Annotated in this window: 12 protein-coding genes; 10 read left to right on the top strand and 2 right to left on the bottom strand. The window is 52.3% G+C overall.

The window, feature by feature from the left end:
- Nucleotides 1-366: 366 nt before the first annotated feature.
- Nucleotides 367-3,255 (bottom strand): bifunctional [glutamate--ammonia ligase]-adenylyl-L-tyrosine phosphorylase/[glutamate--ammonia-ligase] adenylyltransferase, encoded by a 2,889-nt coding sequence (glnE, locus tag L2712_RS08215; protein WP_428614301.1) that lies wholly within the window; start codon nucleotides 3,253-3,255, stop codon nucleotides 367-369.
- Nucleotides 3,256-3,508: 253 nt separating this feature from the next.
- Here glnE and L2712_RS08210 point away from each other — a divergent pair, with 253 nt between their 5' ends.
- The 8 genes from L2712_RS08210 to L2712_RS08175 all read left to right on the top strand — a co-directional run bounded on the left by L2712_RS08210 (nucleotide 3,509) and on the right by L2712_RS08175 (nucleotide 10,528).
- Nucleotides 3,509-4,465, top strand: a complete 957-nt coding sequence (locus tag L2712_RS08210) for a hypothetical protein (RefSeq protein ID WP_248977458.1) — start codon at nucleotides 3,509-3,511, stop codon at nucleotides 4,463-4,465.
- 11 nt (nucleotides 4,466-4,476) lie between these two features.
- The gene (locus L2712_RS08205) at nucleotides 4,477-5,376 is read left to right on the top strand and encodes a DUF350 domain-containing protein (protein WP_033538691.1); all 900 of its coding nucleotides are present in this window, start codon (nucleotides 4,477-4,479) and stop codon (nucleotides 5,374-5,376) included.
- A 14-nt stretch (nucleotides 5,377-5,390) separates the two neighbouring features.
- Nucleotides 5,391-7,118 (top strand): polyamine aminopropyltransferase, encoded by a 1,728-nt coding sequence (locus tag L2712_RS08200; RefSeq protein WP_248977457.1) that lies wholly within the window; start codon nucleotides 5,391-5,393, stop codon nucleotides 7,116-7,118.
- An 89-nt stretch (nucleotides 7,119-7,207) separates the two neighbouring features.
- A complete protein-coding gene (locus tag L2712_RS08195) occupies nucleotides 7,208-7,621 on the top strand; it encodes a YjfI family protein (RefSeq protein ID WP_033538693.1) in 414 nt (137 codons plus the stop codon).
- A 70-nt stretch (nucleotides 7,622-7,691) separates the two neighbouring features.
- Nucleotides 7,692-8,378 carry a PspA/IM30 family protein gene (locus L2712_RS08190; protein WP_033538694.1) on the top strand — a complete coding sequence of 229 codons (687 nt, stop codon included), beginning with the start codon at nucleotides 7,692-7,694 and terminating at the stop codon, nucleotides 8,376-8,378.
- Between the two features lie 232 nt (nucleotides 8,379-8,610).
- On the top strand, nucleotides 8,611-9,255 hold the full coding sequence (locus L2712_RS08185; protein ID WP_088903815.1) for a DUF4178 domain-containing protein: 645 nt from the start codon (nucleotides 8,611-8,613) through the stop codon (nucleotides 9,253-9,255).
- Between the two features lie 63 nt (nucleotides 9,256-9,318).
- A complete protein-coding gene (locus L2712_RS08180; RefSeq protein ID WP_033538696.1) occupies nucleotides 9,319-9,651 on the top strand; it encodes a hypothetical protein in 333 nt (110 codons plus the stop codon).
- A gap of 79 nt (nucleotides 9,652-9,730) precedes the next feature.
- Nucleotides 9,731-10,528, top strand: a complete 798-nt coding sequence (locus L2712_RS08175; RefSeq protein ID WP_088903814.1) for a potassium channel family protein — start codon at nucleotides 9,731-9,733, stop codon at nucleotides 10,526-10,528.
- 47 nt (nucleotides 10,529-10,575) lie between these two features.
- On the opposite strand, the gene L2712_RS08170 is transcribed toward L2712_RS08175, so the two are convergent.
- Nucleotides 10,576-12,063 carry a CYTH domain-containing protein gene (locus tag L2712_RS08170; RefSeq protein ID WP_088903813.1) on the bottom strand — a complete coding sequence of 496 codons (1,488 nt, stop codon included), beginning with the start codon at nucleotides 12,061-12,063 and terminating at the stop codon, nucleotides 10,576-10,578.
- 254 nt (nucleotides 12,064-12,317) lie between these two features.
- On the opposite strand from L2712_RS08170, the gene L2712_RS08165 reads away from it, so the two are divergent.
- Both L2712_RS08165 and L2712_RS08160 read left to right on the top strand, forming a co-directional pair.
- The gene (locus L2712_RS08165) at nucleotides 12,318-12,998 is read left to right on the top strand and encodes a TIGR00153 family protein (RefSeq protein ID WP_033538699.1); all 681 of its coding nucleotides are present in this window, start codon (nucleotides 12,318-12,320) and stop codon (nucleotides 12,996-12,998) included.
- Between the two features lie 23 nt (nucleotides 12,999-13,021).
- The gene (locus tag L2712_RS08160; RefSeq protein WP_088903812.1) at nucleotides 13,022-14,290 is read left to right on the top strand and encodes an inorganic phosphate transporter; all 1,269 of its coding nucleotides are present in this window, start codon (nucleotides 13,022-13,024) and stop codon (nucleotides 14,288-14,290) included.
- The last annotated feature ends 196 nt before the right edge of the window (nucleotides 14,291-14,486 follow it).

Genomic DNA, 14,486 nt, shown 5'->3' with positions numbered 1-14,486 from the left:
ATGCTTGTCCTTGATAGCGCCTTCGAAGCAGGCAAAAAGCCGCTCCGATATATTGCCACGCAACCTATTCGCAGCAACTGAATCTGAGCGCGCAACAAGGGCTAGTGGCCGCTATTGAGCAGCTGTTGATAGATGGCAAGCACCCGCTGAACAGGTAAAACCACATTCTTCCGTTACAGATAAGGGAGCATTGAGGCGTTTGCCACCAGCAACTCCAGGCCCCCTAAACCAGCCTGGCGACCACGGCAAGCCGAGCTACAACAACTCGCCCGTGGAATAGGCCGTTATTGCGATGCGCTGGTGACGACCTAGCGCTTATCGGCTAGATTGCGGCACACCTTAACGCTATGCATCGGCGCGCGAGTGTTACTCGCTGCTTGCATCCGGTGCATCGCCGCCTAGGACGGTGCTGTAAATCGCACACACACGATCGGCATGCTCCTCGACCTGCTCCACCAAAAGCTGGCCCACTTCGCCTGCCAGCGTCAACCTGTGGCTTTCATCGCGCAGATAGCAGTAGGCCTGAGTCAGGTGTTGCGCGCTAAGGTGAGGCAAGAGCTCAAGCTCAGACAACACCTCGAAAATACGTACATTATCGGACCAGATAGCCAACTCCGGATGCTCATGAGTATTGGCCAGCACCAGATACTGGGCGATAAACTCGATATCCGCAATCCCGCCTGGGCTATGCTTGAGATCGAAACGGCCCTCATCGACTTTTAACAGGTGGGTGCGCATCTTCTGACGCATCTCACGCACCTCTTTGGCCAGCAGTTCCTTATCCCGAACAATGGCCAACACATCGGCCCTCAATTCACTGAAACGCCCTGCCAGGCGATTATCACCAAACAGAAAACGCGCCCTGACTAATGCCTGATGCTCCCAGGTCCAGGCCTCTTCACGCTGATAGCTACCGAAATATTCAATTTCACTCACTAAGAGCCCAGAGGCGCCAGAGGGGCGCAGTCGCATATCCACCTCGTAGAGTTCCCCCGACGTGGTACGGGTCGAGAAGAGGTGTAAAATACGCTGAGCCAGCTTGAGGTAGAAGTGGCCGATATCTATCGGGCGATCGCCGTTAGTCTGTAGAGCCTCTGGGTACTTGTCACGGGTGTAGTCGTGTAGAAACACTAAGTCCAGATCTGAGCCATAACCCAGCTCCAAACCACCCGCCTTGCCGTAGCCGATCACGGCAAAGCCCATCTCCTCAGGAGCCAAATAGGGCGGCACGCCATGACGCTTGCTCACCTGCTGCCAGGCGTGGAGAACCACCTGCTCGATAATCGCCTCGGCAAGGAAGGTCAGATGATCGCTCACCTGCATCACGGGCAATACGCCGGTTACATCGGCGGCGGCAATCTTAAGCTGCTGTGACAACTTAAACTGACGCAATGCCTCCATCTGCTGTTCCATATCCTCTTCGGGCACCCGCAGCAGGTATTGACGCAGCTCGCTGGGATAATCATCAAGTGACGTAGTGTCATAAAGCTGGGCCGGATCGATCAACTCATCCAGCAGCATAGGGAACTTAGCCAGCTGCTCGCCAATCCAGGGGCTAGCCATACAGAGACTCACCAGCTGTTGGCGGGCACCGGGATTTTCAAACAAGAGTTCAAGGTAGGTGGTGCGGGTCAAAATCTGATCCAACACCTTAGTCACTGGGATAAAGGCCTTAGTCGGTGTCGGCAGCAGAATAAGTTCCTGCAACAACCAGGGCATTAATTTATCTAAGGTTTCTCGGCCGCGGGGGCCTATAGTGCGTTTGGCGACTGTGGCGTGCCAAGACTTGAGCGCGGGCCAAAGCGCCTCTTCTTCCACACCATGTTCCTTGAGCAAGGCTTCGGCGTCTTCATCATCAAACAAGCTCCATAGCTGAGCCGTCCACAACTCGGCCACCTCATCGCTCTCCTGGCCTCCCACTGTCTCCTTGAAGTAGCGATGGATCTTCGCCATCGCCGCCTCAATATGGGTGCGCAGCTCGGCCTCACTCGCCATACCTAGGGCATAGCAGAGGCGCTGCCAATCCAGCAAGTTTTGCGGCAGGGTCTGGGTCTGTTGATCCCCTATGGCTTGCAGCAGGTTTTCTACCCGTCGCAGCATGAGATAGCTTTGTTTCAGCTCATCCACCGCCAGATATTCCAGTTGCCCCAGCTTATAAAGCGTATCGATGGCGCCAAACAGACTCTGTTGGCGCAGCGCCGGTTCACGACCACCACGGATCAACTGAAAACTCTGCACCACGAATTCGACCTCGCGTATGCCACCCGCCCCGAGTTTAATATTGTCGGTTAGACGACGGCGTCTGACCTCCTGAGTGATCAGCTGTTTCATCTTACGCAGGGATTCGATAGCAGAAAAATCGATATAGCGGCGGTACACAAAGGGACGCAGCATGTCATGCAGCTCATCACTAAAAGCGCTCCAGGGGCCCAATGCGCGGGCCTTGACCATGGCGTAACGCTCCCAGTCCCGGCCCTGCTCCTGATAATAATCTTCCAGGCCACTAAAACTCACCACCAAGGGACCACTTTCGCCGTAGGGACGAAGACGCATGTCGACCCGGTAAACAAAGCCATCGACTGTGACCTGATTGAGCAGGTTGACCAGACGTTGCCCCATACGAATAAAGAACTGCTGATTGTCTTGGCTGCGACGCCCACCTTGGGTCTCGCCGTGTTCGGGAAAAGTAAAGATAAGGTCAATATCTGAAGAAAAATTAAGCTCACGGCCACCCAGCTTACCCATGCCTAAGATCATCAGCGGCTGAGGGTTCCCCTCACTATCACAGGGAGTGCCATACTGCTTGCACATCTGGCCATAGAGCCAGTCGCGAGCGGCGATGATAAGGGCCTCAGCCAGCGCAGAGAGATCCAATAAAGAATCGTTGAGTTCGGCATAGCCCAAAAAGTCCCGCCAGGCGAGACGCACCATCTGGCGATTGCGGTATCGCCTGAGTATCGCCTTAACCTGCTCCTCATCTTCGGCGCCAGCCAAGATAGAATGCAGCTCTGTGCTGAAGCAATCGCGGGCGACATCGGCTAATTGTCCCTCGAACAGGCTAACAATCCAGTTGGGATGACGGCATAGCTGCTCGGCGACAAAATCGCTAAGACCAAAAATGGTTCTCAGCTCACGGGTCTGCTCCGGGGTCAGCTGTTCGGAAATATCCGGCCAGGACTCGACGAGGCGCTGCCAATGCTGCTCGGCAACCTGATTGACTTCATGGGGTAACGCTTGCTCACTCATGTTTTCCATCGCCAGAAAAATCCTTCAGCCTTAAACGGTCGACATATTATGTCATCGATGATATAGATAAGGTGTCAATGCAACTAAGCGGTAATCATCTTGGCATAAAATTGTCATCAATATTACTTGGGGGTATTAAAGATGGCTTTTTATCTTGCCCTACAGGTTACTATAACTCAGGTTACCGCTATATTATGCAAGGAAGTCGCAGACTGATCACTCATTTATCAGTCTCAATCTTAACTAATTTTATGGAGAAAACATGGCAGTGATGCTAATGCGTGTTCTCGCGCTGACCCTGGTCTTTGCCTTGACCGGATGTGGCGACGACAGGCCAGAGAAGATCGCCAAGTTTCAGCAGCTCGCCCAAGCAAGGGTCGACAACTTAGGCCAGATGCTCGACGGCGGTGAGCTGCGCAACGCCAACCTGCTCAAGCAGTACGCCGATATTCTTGCCTCGCAAAAGCCCGATGTAGCACCTCTGTTGCAGGAGCTCTCCAAAGACGCCAGCAGCCAAGGGCCTATGTACAGCTCGCTCAAACGGCGTCTGCAGGAGCTAGGTAATGAGAGCAACTTTGTCGATCTGGATCAGCAGCTAGCCGAGGCGGAAAACCTCTATCAGGCCGCCGACCCTAGCCTGTTTAACGATATGCTGTCTGATCCGGTCAATGTAGTGGCCGACATGTCAGGTGGCGCCTTAGCCAGGGTAAATGCCATCAGCCGAGAGGCTGATATTCTCGCCAACGGCGGCGAAGACTTTGGCGCAGGCAGTCAACTGGTGGGAAACCCAGCCTATGGTAGCTGGCAAACCGGTAGCAACGGCATGTCATTCTGGGCCTGGTACGGCATGTACTCCATGTTTTCCAACTTGATGCGCGGCCCCGTCTACTACGACAGATGGTCGAGCCGCCGTAACTACAGCTACTACAATGACGTCGGTCGCTATCGTTACACCTCACCCAAACAGGCCAGTGCACAGAACCAGACTTATGAGCGCACTAAGAAGCAGTTCAACCGTCAGGGAAAGCAATTCGACAGCCCCTATGCCAAGTCTCGCTCAGGTTCCACCAGCTTGTCGCGTCAGAGTACCTCTACGCCTAAGGCAAGCACGGCAGGACGGGCAAGTGGCGGCAGTAAGTTCCGCTCAAACTACTCTAAGAACAGTAACTTCAGAAACTCCAGCAGTCGTACGACGCGCGGTGTTCGTCGGGGCAAATAAAGGATATTAAGATGACATTTTTTCAACACTACGGCCTGACCCAGGAACTGGCGATCATCTTGGCCATCGATCTGACCATCGCCATCATCTTGCTCACCGCCATGCGTTATATGCAAGGCTGGACCATTAAAGTCAACAGCACCCATGAACTGTCCGAGCGCGACAATTTTGCCTTCGGTATCAGTACCGCTGGCGCAGTGGCTGGCCTGGGGATTGTGCTCACGGGGGCAATCACAGGTGAAGCGGCTCAGTCCTACATGATGGAAGCCATCGGCATGAGTGCCTATGGCATCTTCGGCCTTATGCTTATTAAGCTAGGCCGTTTCCTGCATGACAAGGTGGCGCTGAACGAAATTGATAAAAACGCTATGATCTTAAAGGGCAATATCTCGGTCGCCATCGTCGATGCCACCGCCGCCATTGCCACCGCCATCATTATTCGCTCTGTGCTGCTATGGGCCGAAGATCTCACCCTGGACACCTTTATCGCCATCTTCAGCGCTTTTGCTATCTCGCAGCTGATGTTAGTGCTACTCACTCGCCTGCGCGAGCGCAGCTTTGCCAAGCGCCATGGTGACACCTCTATGCAGACAGCTTTGGCCAAGGGGCATACGGCACTGGCCATTCGCCACAGCGGCTATATGCTCGCCATGGCACTAAGTTTCAATGCAGCCAGTCACTTTATCGTCTTTATGCCGACGGCCTATGTCACCAACATCATCGGCTGGCTAACCTTCTCGGTGATCATGCTGGTCGCCCTTTCGCTACTGCTGGCCTTAGTGAAAAAACTCGTGCTGGCCAATATTAATCTTGAAGATGAGGTCGAGCAGCAGCACAACGTGGGGATCGCCACCGTCGAGCTTGCAATCTGTATCGCCATCGCCCTGATCCTCACCAGCCTAATGGCCTAAGAGCCAAACGCTTAATGCAATCGACAAACACTACAACGCCTGCACCTGCAGGCGTTAAATCATTAAGCTGGTTCGATGATCTCCTGCTGTTGGGGATCATGGCGGTGCTGGCTGGCTGCGGCCTTATCTACGAATATCTGCTCTCCCATTATGCCGGGCGCATATTAGGGGCATTAGAAGCCGCCATCTACACCATGATTGGCCTGATGATCGTCTCCATGGGCATAGGGGCCTTCGCGGCGCGCAAGATCCGCTGCGCCTTCACTGGCTTTGCGATGCTTGAACTCAGCGTAGCCCTGTGTGGCGCCCTGGCGATTCTCATTACCGCCGCCGTCATAGGTTTCGGCCAGCAACTACCTATCATCATCGCAAACACCATAGGTTTGCCGCCTGATCAGCTGCCTCAAGGGGGCTTCATCGGCACCTTGCAGAAACTGAGTGAGTACCTGCCCTACGTCTGGGGGGTACTGCTGGGCCTGATGATAGGCATGGAGATCCCACTTATCGCTAGAGTGCGACAGTCCTTGTGTGACGAACACCTGCTGCACAACGCGGGCACCATCTACGGCGCAGACTATATCGGCGCCGGTGTGGGCGCGGCGATTTGGGTACTCTTCATGCTAGCACTGGATATCCAGCTGGCTGCGGCGCTCACCGCCAGCTTTAATTTGCTGGCCGGTTTTCTGTTTATCTGGCGCTTCTGGTCTAAGATCCGCTTTGCCAAACTTTTACTCGTCGGGCATCTGATGGCCACTGGCATCTTGTTAGTGCTAGCCATTCATGGCCCCAAATGGGATCAGGCGTTCAACAACCTGCTCTACAAGGATAAGGTGGTCTACGCTAAGGCGACCCGTTTTCAGCAGCTAACCTTTACCGAGCGTTTGCGGGGTAATCACCTGCCGCCCGTCTACTCCCTCTATATCAATGGCCGCCTGCAGTTTTCCAGCCAGGATGAACATATCTACCACGCCTTCCTGGTTCATCCGACGCTGGCCGCAAGCGCGCGTCATGACAAGGTGTTGATCATAGGCGGTGGCGATGGTTTGGGCCTAAGACAGGTGCTCGAGTGGCAGCCCAAACAGGTGACCCTGATGGATCTTGACGCCGATCTGGTAAAGCTCTTTAAAGAGGGCGACCCAGAGATGCCTGAGCGGCTTTCAAACGCCCTGCTGCAACTGAACGGTAACGCCTTCGAGGATCAGCGCGTCGAAGTACTGATAGACGATGCCTTTAACGGTGCGGACAGGCTGATCGGGCGCGGCGAAAAGTATGACGCCATTATCGTGGATCTGCCCGATCCCAGCCATCCCGATCTCAATAAGCTCTATTCGGATCTCTTCTATCGCAAACTCAAAGAGCTGCTAAGCGCCGACGGGGCGATCTCAGTGCAATCGACCTCCCCCTACCATGCGCCGCGGGCCTTTATTTCAGTGGGTAAGACACTGGAGGCAGCAGGCTTCAAGGTGCAGCAGTATCATCATAATGTGCCAAGCTTTGGCGAATGGGGATGGAGCCTGGGCACAATAAAGGGCCAAGATGCCAGGCAGAGGCTGTCGCGCATGACGCAACTGCCCGTAGACGATCCCTGGCTTACACCTGGGCTTATCAAGGCAGCCTTTGAGTTTCCTAAGAATTATTATGACGATGCAGATAAGGTGAAAGTCAACGATATCGGCTCCATGCACCTGTATCGTTACCATCAGCGTGCCTGGTCTGAGAGTGAAAACCTAACCCTAAACTGATGGAAAAATGGAACGGGAAAATAGCGCTTGACATATTATGTCGCAGTGCTATCTTTAATCGCAGACATAATATGTCAAAGAGGATAAATATGAACATTCACAACATTGCCAACCATCTCAATGAACTTGGCGACAATAGCCACACAGGCTTTCAGTTCGATTGCTACCCCATAGATGGTGACGTCGAAGTACTGCAAGTCAACATTGTGGGGCGCGAAGAGATCCCTGTGTTTGTATCGGTAACGGACAACCAAATCCTATGCATCAGCTACCTATGGGGCGAAGACGAAGTTAAGCAAGAACGTCGCAGCGAGATGTTTGAAACCATGCTCGAACTTAACATCCCTATGCCACTGTCCTCCTTTGCTAAGGTCGACGATAAATATGTGGTCTATGGCGCCTTGTCTGTGCAATCGAGCATGTTAGAGATAGAGCAGGAACTGTCAGTTTTATCCGACAACTGCCTGGAAGTGATCGACGAACTCGCCGATTTCTTAAAGTAACCGCGAACCAATTTAGTCATGTAATGGCCCTCATCAAGAGCCGTGCCGTTACCCCAAGAGGAGTCATATTATGGGCATACTGAACAAGATCCTCACCGCATTTCGCGGTGGTGCCACCGAAGTTGGCCAGAGCATTGTCGACGCCAACTCAACACGCATCTTCGAACAGGAGATCCGTGACGCCGAGAAACACCTGACTAAGGCCAAGCGCGAGCTGACCGACGTCATGGCCAAAGAGATGCAAGCCAGCCGTGAGGTGGATCGCCTTAAGCGCGCCATCGCCGAACATGAAGGCTATGCCACTCAAGCGCTCGAGAAAGAAAACGAAGCCTTGGCACTGGAAGTTGCCGAGAAGATCGCCCAGTTAGATCAAGAACTGGCCGAACAGCAAAGCGCCAATGACAGCTTTAGCGCCCACGCGGCTCGTTTGAAAGATCTGGTGCGTAAGACAGAGCGTCAGTTGGCCGATTACCAACGCCAGCTCAGCATGGTCAAGACCACTGAAAGCGTGCAGAAAGCCACGGCGACGATCACAGACTCTTTTGCCAGCAGCAACTCTAAGTTGCTCAACGCCAAAGACTCTTTAGAGCGTATCAAGGCTCGCCAGCAGCAGTTCGATGACCGTCTCAAGGCCGCCGAAACCCTGGCCGACGAGAACAGCGACAAGTCGCTACAGGCCAAACTCGCCGAGGCTGGCATCGGCGAGCAGAAGTCCAACGCCAATGCGGTATTGGATCGCCTCAAAGCACGTAAATAACACCTGCTAAATCAACCAATAGCACCTTGCGGCTTTGCCCAAGGTGCTTTTATACCTATAACAGTATGTAAGTGATCAGAAATAAAACGCTTGAGAACAAGGCAGGACTTATTGATAACGCGTTATTTTACAATCAAAAAAGCAACCCAGTTATCGAACGTTTTAACAAGCTAGAAAGATCAATTATTGATTACGATTGGTACTCACCATTATTCATCGCACGAGGTCGCAAATGGGGTTTTTAAAAGGGCTTTTTGGTAAGAAAGAGGCGCCAAAACGCCAGCTCGATCACCCGAATCATTTACAAAAAGGCGATATTATCAGCCTGGATGACAGCTTCGCCCTGCCCGAGCAACTGCGCGGTCAACAGCTGAGGGTCGAAGGCGTCAACACCTACGAATATCAGCGCAAACAGATCTGCGAATGGGTACTCAAGGGACACGGCAGCGACACTCTCTGTCTCTCATTAGATGAAGACGACGAAACCTATCTGGCCTTCTCGATCAAACTGCCCCGCAGCCAGGTGGAGCAGATCTTCGATCTAGACGCCTTTAGCGAGATCTTCGAAGAGGATTGTCACGCCGAACTCGAGGTTAAAGAGACTCCATCTAGCCTCACGGGCTGGCTTAGCGAGCGCTATCATCAGATTAATTTTGCCCAGTTTGGCTACTTCCACCGAGCCGATTATCGCGGTATGCGTCCACCTCAAGATGAGGGACACACATCGGGCGAACCCTTCGAGAGCTATCTACTACTGGACGAAGATGAAACCCGCGCCGTCGAAGTCGAGGTCTATGAGGGTGGCGACACAGACGTTAGCCTGACCCTCTATCGCCCCTTGAGCGATATTCGCCAATATTGGCCAGCGCAGCTATAAACAACACAGGGCGGCGCCTACGCCGCCTTATCAGAGAGAGCCATAGCACTCTAAGGTAAGCCAATGACCAAGAATAAAAAATTGCTTCCCGAACAGTGGCAGCAGAATCAAAAAGCCGCCAAGGCTACTCAGGTTGCTTTCGATCTGGATGAGAAGTTTCAGTACTCTATTCGCAAAGCCGCACTGGATGCCGGTGTCAGCCCCTCGGATCAGATCCGCAGCATCTTAGGGCTCGCCACCACTAAACGCCCTAAGCGCCCGCGGCTCACTGTCTCCCTCAGCCCAGAAGATTACCAGTTACTCGCAGACAAATATGGCTTATCTGCCGATGAGCAGCTAGAAATAAAACGTCGTGTATTGGATGACCTGGTTCATTTTGTCGACGAAAACGAATAAGATCATGAATTGACGTTATTCATAGGCGACTCCCCGTGAGGCTAACCTTGGATGCCACAGCCTAAAAGGAATCGATTTCATGGCCGATAAAAAGCGCTGGTTACTGCCAATAGACCGCACCCCCACGCCCTTCGAATTGGCGATGATGTTACTGTCATTGCTATCGGTCATCGTAGTGTTAATGCTGACCTTCGCCAAGCTGGAAGATGAGACGCGCCGTCTACTCTTTTTTATCGATACCAGCATCTGCCTTATCTTCATCACTTATTTTTTCGTCAATCTGTTTCGTGCCGACAATAAACGCGACTACTTCAAGCATCACTGGATCGATCTGATCGCCAGCATTCCCGCCATCGAAGCCTTGAGGCTAGCCAGATTCTTCCAGATCCTGCGGGTGATCCGCCTGATCCGCATGACGCGCTCCATCTTAATTCCTCTGATGCGCCAGCGTCAGGAGGCGACACTCGCCAGCCTACTGGTGGCCATGGTCACGATCCTCACCCTCTCCTCTGTCATGATCTTACTGGTCGAGAGCGGTGCACCCAATGCCAATATTCGCACGGCAGAAGATGCCATCTGGTGGGCCATGGTCACCATCTCCACCGTAGGTTATGGCGACTTTTACCCCGTGACCACCATAGGCCATTTCATCGGCGGTTTGGTAATAATCTGTGGCGTAAGCTTCTTTGGGGTGATTTCAGGTTATATGGCCTCTATCTTCATCGCCCCCGACAGCAAACAGCAACAAGAAACCCATAGCCAGCAGATGCGCGACGAGTTGGAAGTTGTGCTTCACAGGATGGAAAAGAATCAAGAGACACTGCTCGAAGAGATAGCGATCCTCAAGCAACAACTGGATGAAAAAGGTAAACCTTAACCGGCGACTCCCATACGAAAGTCGCCCATCTCTAAGGCATCAGGCCATTAGCGCCAGTAGGGCTGAACCTTCAGCGCCGAGCGGCGCGAATGCTCCATGGCAAACAGCAGGCTCTGCTCCTTGTTGTCCAACCAATCACCTATGTCACGCCCTAACTGTGTGGCAATCTCTCGCAAACGGCGGTAAGCGGCCAGGGTACGAATACCCAATACTAAGTCCTGCCATGGCGCCCGAAACTGATCCCGCGGCTTCTGCCGATAAAGCTCGCCATAGGCCACGCCCACAAAGATGCTCTCATCCAATGCCTTGGCAAAAGATTGATAATCTTCGCTGCTTAGCTCCGCATTAGATGGCATCAGCTCGACAATTCGCTGCCAGGAGGCTTCTTGCAGGGTATCGGCAAAGATCTGCAGACTCTGCAACTCATCGATCCGCACCTGTCCGGCATTGATTGCCATCAAGAGGCTCACCAGACGCACCTGCAGATGACCATAGGCCACATCCATCAACATGGCATCTATCTGCTGCGGGATCGCCATCTCACTCAGCTGCAAGTTCACCGCATCGAGCAGCCCCTCAGGCTCGCTCAGATTACCCAGCAAGGCGCCATCGTTATCTAACAGCTCACACAGGCTCAATCCCGGCTCGACGAAATCTAAGTGCGCCTCAACGGCAGCAAAGGCCTGTTGAAGGGCATCATCTAACAGGGAAAATTGCTCTAGAGTGCAGCGCAGCAGACGGATACAAGCCCGCAATCGATAACCCAATAGCGGCAATTGCGCCCTGGCCTCGCGAGACTCGAGTAACATAGCTTCCAGCTGTTGCCAACGATCCAGGCCGGTTTCCAGTAACGTCACCAGCGCCTGTTTCAGCGAGCCGCCCTGCGGCAGCGCGATAAACTCTAGGGTCTCAAGCTGCAAAGGACTGGCCATGGCCGCCAGACGATAGCCGCGCTGCGCCTTACTGGCACGACCTAAACGCGCAGGGATCTGCTCGGTGACACGAGAGGCGAGACTCAGTAGCGCCTGGGCATCACCAGCCAGAAGTTCAAATTCCAACTCACAGAGAGGTTCGCTGATGCCCTGCGCCGTAATGCTGCCGATATCCAGCGCCACTTCCACCAGACTCTCATCGATATAGATATGCCAACTCATACGGGTAAAATCGGTATCGAACAGAGACACCAGGCTTGCCTGCACCGCATCGATGTCGGCGCCTTGTGGCCAAATCGCTTGCGGAAAAAGCGATAAATTCACCTTTGCTTGATCGATATCAATATTGTACTCGGGGCGAGAATGCACCCCGCCCACCACAGTACCTGCGGTCTTAATGGTCTGCTCATAGGTGCCGTTGCGGCCACGAACACGCAGCCCCATGTCCCACTGCCTGAGCTGCAGTTCGGGGGTATCGTAGTAGCTATTCGTTAGATGAGTTGCGCCTTTTGCATCACTATGAGGTAGACTGTTTAGCAGTGATACCAAGGCTTCGCGTTTGTTTTCGGGGAAAAATAGTTTTAACTCTATTTCGGCTTCCATTCGCCAGCTGCTCACTTTTTTTGATCTAAAATTCGGAACTGTAATGAATGTGTCATTATACTTTCATGAAAATTTCACAGTGTCATATTAGTGTCACAATAGGGCACTAGTATCTCGCATTGCAGTTTATATATAACTCGTTAGAATAAAAACTGTCTGTTTTTATATAAAAACGCAGTTTCAATACGCGGACGCTTGGGTTAACATGCGCCCGCATTTTCCAACAGTGGAATAACCTAAATAGGTACACGGCAATGCCAGTAAACTCTATTTTGGGCGTGTTTGCAAAATCGCCAATTAAACCATTACAAGATCATATCGACAAAGTGCACGACTGCGCCTCGATCCTTGTACCATTTTTTGAAGCTACTGTCGCAGGTGACTGGGACAAAGCTGTTCAACTTCGTAAACAAATCAGCCAAGCAGAACGTGAAGCAGATGAACTCAAGCGTGAGATCCGCTTAACCTTGCCCGGTGGCCTGTTTATGCCAGTTGAAAGAACTGACTTACTGGAGCTACTTACCCAGCAAGATAAGATCGCCAACAAGGCGAAAGACATTTCCGGTCGTATTATTGGCCGACAACTACTTGTCCCAGAAGCAATTCAAGAACCTTTTAATGCTTACCTAGCACGTTGCATCGATGCTGTCGCACAGGCTAAGCAAGCGATTAACGAACTCGACGACCTACTAGAAACAGGTTTTAGAGGCCGTGAAGTCGATCTCGTCGCAAAAATGATCGGTGAACTCGACAAAATTGAAGAGGACACAGACGATTTACAAGTCAAGATCCGTCGTCAGCTGTTTAGCATTGAAAATGAGCTAAACCCTGTGGATGTGATGTTCCTGTACAAGATAATTGAGTGGGTTGGAGACTTGGCAGATCTTGCCGAGCGTGTCGGTTCCCGCCTAGAGCTAATGTTGGCTCGCGTCTAAAAACAAGTTATCAAGGTATCAACATGGTTGATGTATTAATCACCAATGGCCCATGGCTGATCGCCATTGCGGCTGCATTTGGATTTTTAATGGCGTGGGGTATTGGCGCGAACGATGTCGCTAATGCAATGGGAACCTCAGTAGGTTCTAACGCGATCACCATTAAACAAGCGATCATCATCGCAATGATCTTCGAATTTGCCGGTGCTTACCTAGCAGGCGGTGAAGTAACCAGCACGATCCGTAAAGGGATCATCGACTCGGCTTACTTTGTCGACTCACCAGAGCTATTGGTCTACGGTATGATCTCTGCGCTTCTTGCTGCAGGTATCTGGCTGGTTGTAGCCTCAGCACTGGGCTGGCCAGTATCTACCACTCACTCTATCGTTGGCGCTATCGTTGGTTTCGCCGCCGTTGGTGTAAGTGCTGACTCTGTTGCTTGGAGCAAGGTATTTGGGATCGTCGGTTCTTGGGTGGTCACCCCGGCTATCTCAGGCTTTATCGCCTTTACCATCTTCCAAAGCGTACAAAAGCTGATCTTCAACACTGACAATCCGCTGGAAAACGCTAAGCGTTATGTGCCTTTCTATATGGCACTGGCTGGTTTTGTGATGTCACTGGTGACCATCAAGAAGGGTCTTAAGCACGTTGGTCTGCACTTTACCAATGTGGAAGCCTACTCACTGGCTGTCTTTATTGCCATCCTGGTTGGTCTTGGCGGCATGGTAGCCATCAAGCGTCTGAAGATGAGCAAGAGCGCCGATCGTCAAACCCAGTTTGGCAACGTGGAGAAGGTGTTCGCTATCCTGATGGTTGTGACCGCATGTTGTATGGCATTCGCCCACGGTTCTAACGATGTCGCCAACGCAATTGGCCCGCTGGCTGCAGTGGTATCCGTTGTAAATAGCGGTGGTGAGATCGCCAGCAAAGCTGAATTGGTATGGTGGATCTTACCTTTGGGTGCCTTTGGTATCGTCCTGGGTCTGGCTATCTTTGGTAAGCGCGTGATGCAAACCATAGGTAAAAACATTACCCACCTGACCCCAAGCCGCGGCTTTGCCGCCGAGCTGGCTGCCGCATCAACCGTGGTTATCGCCTCGGGTACTGGTCTGCCTATCTCAACCACACAGACACTAGTCGGTGCAGTACTGGGTGTAGGTATGGCTCGTGGTATCGCTGCGATCAATATCGGCGTAGTGCGTAACATCGTGGTCTCTTGGGTCGTCACCCTACCTGCGGGCGCGGGTCTGTCGATCATCTTCTTCTTCATGATTAAAGGGATCTTTAGCTAAGCTAAGCCCTATCATTGAGAAAAGAAAAAGGAAGCCTCAGGGCTTCCTTTTTTGTATCACATTGCAACGGATCTGTTTTGGGCAAGGTATCTATCCAGATGGCACTGATACTAAGATTAATTCCTGGTAACACTTCCCATGTTGGACTTGCAAATAGCTAGCTAAATCCCTAGCATGTGCCAATATTTCGCTGAAG

The organism is Shewanella marisflavi, assembly GCF_023283925.1.
Lineage (GTDB): Bacteria > Pseudomonadota > Gammaproteobacteria > Enterobacterales > Shewanellaceae > Shewanella > Shewanella marisflavi.
The sequence above is the reverse complement of the archived record's forward strand: the minus strand, read 5'-3'. Positions and strand labels throughout refer to the sequence as shown.

Coding starts and splice junctions, on each gene's coding strand:
- glnE (WP_428614301.1), bottom strand. CDS start 3,255: ATGGAAAACATGAGTGAGCAAGCGTTACCCCATGAAGTCAATCAGGTT.
- L2712_RS08210 (WP_248977458.1), top strand. CDS start 3,509: ATGGCAGTGATGCTAATGCGTGTTCTCGCGCTGACCCTGGTCTTTGCC.
- L2712_RS08205 (WP_033538691.1), top strand. CDS start 4,477: ATGACATTTTTTCAACACTACGGCCTGACCCAGGAACTGGCGATCATC.
- L2712_RS08200 (WP_248977457.1), top strand. CDS start 5,391: ATGCAATCGACAAACACTACAACGCCTGCACCTGCAGGCGTTAAATCA.
- L2712_RS08195 (WP_033538693.1), top strand. CDS start 7,208: ATGAACATTCACAACATTGCCAACCATCTCAATGAACTTGGCGACAAT.
- L2712_RS08190 (WP_033538694.1), top strand. CDS start 7,692: ATGGGCATACTGAACAAGATCCTCACCGCATTTCGCGGTGGTGCCACC.
- L2712_RS08185 (WP_088903815.1), top strand. CDS start 8,611: ATGGGGTTTTTAAAAGGGCTTTTTGGTAAGAAAGAGGCGCCAAAACGC.
- L2712_RS08180 (WP_033538696.1), top strand. CDS start 9,319: ATGACCAAGAATAAAAAATTGCTTCCCGAACAGTGGCAGCAGAATCAA.
- L2712_RS08175 (WP_088903814.1), top strand. CDS start 9,731: ATGGCCGATAAAAAGCGCTGGTTACTGCCAATAGACCGCACCCCCACG.
- L2712_RS08170 (WP_088903813.1), bottom strand. CDS start 12,063: ATGGAAGCCGAAATAGAGTTAAAACTATTTTTCCCCGAAAACAAACGC.
- L2712_RS08165 (WP_033538699.1), top strand. CDS start 12,318: ATGCCAGTAAACTCTATTTTGGGCGTGTTTGCAAAATCGCCAATTAAA.
- L2712_RS08160 (WP_088903812.1), top strand. CDS start 13,022: ATGGTTGATGTATTAATCACCAATGGCCCATGGCTGATCGCCATTGCG.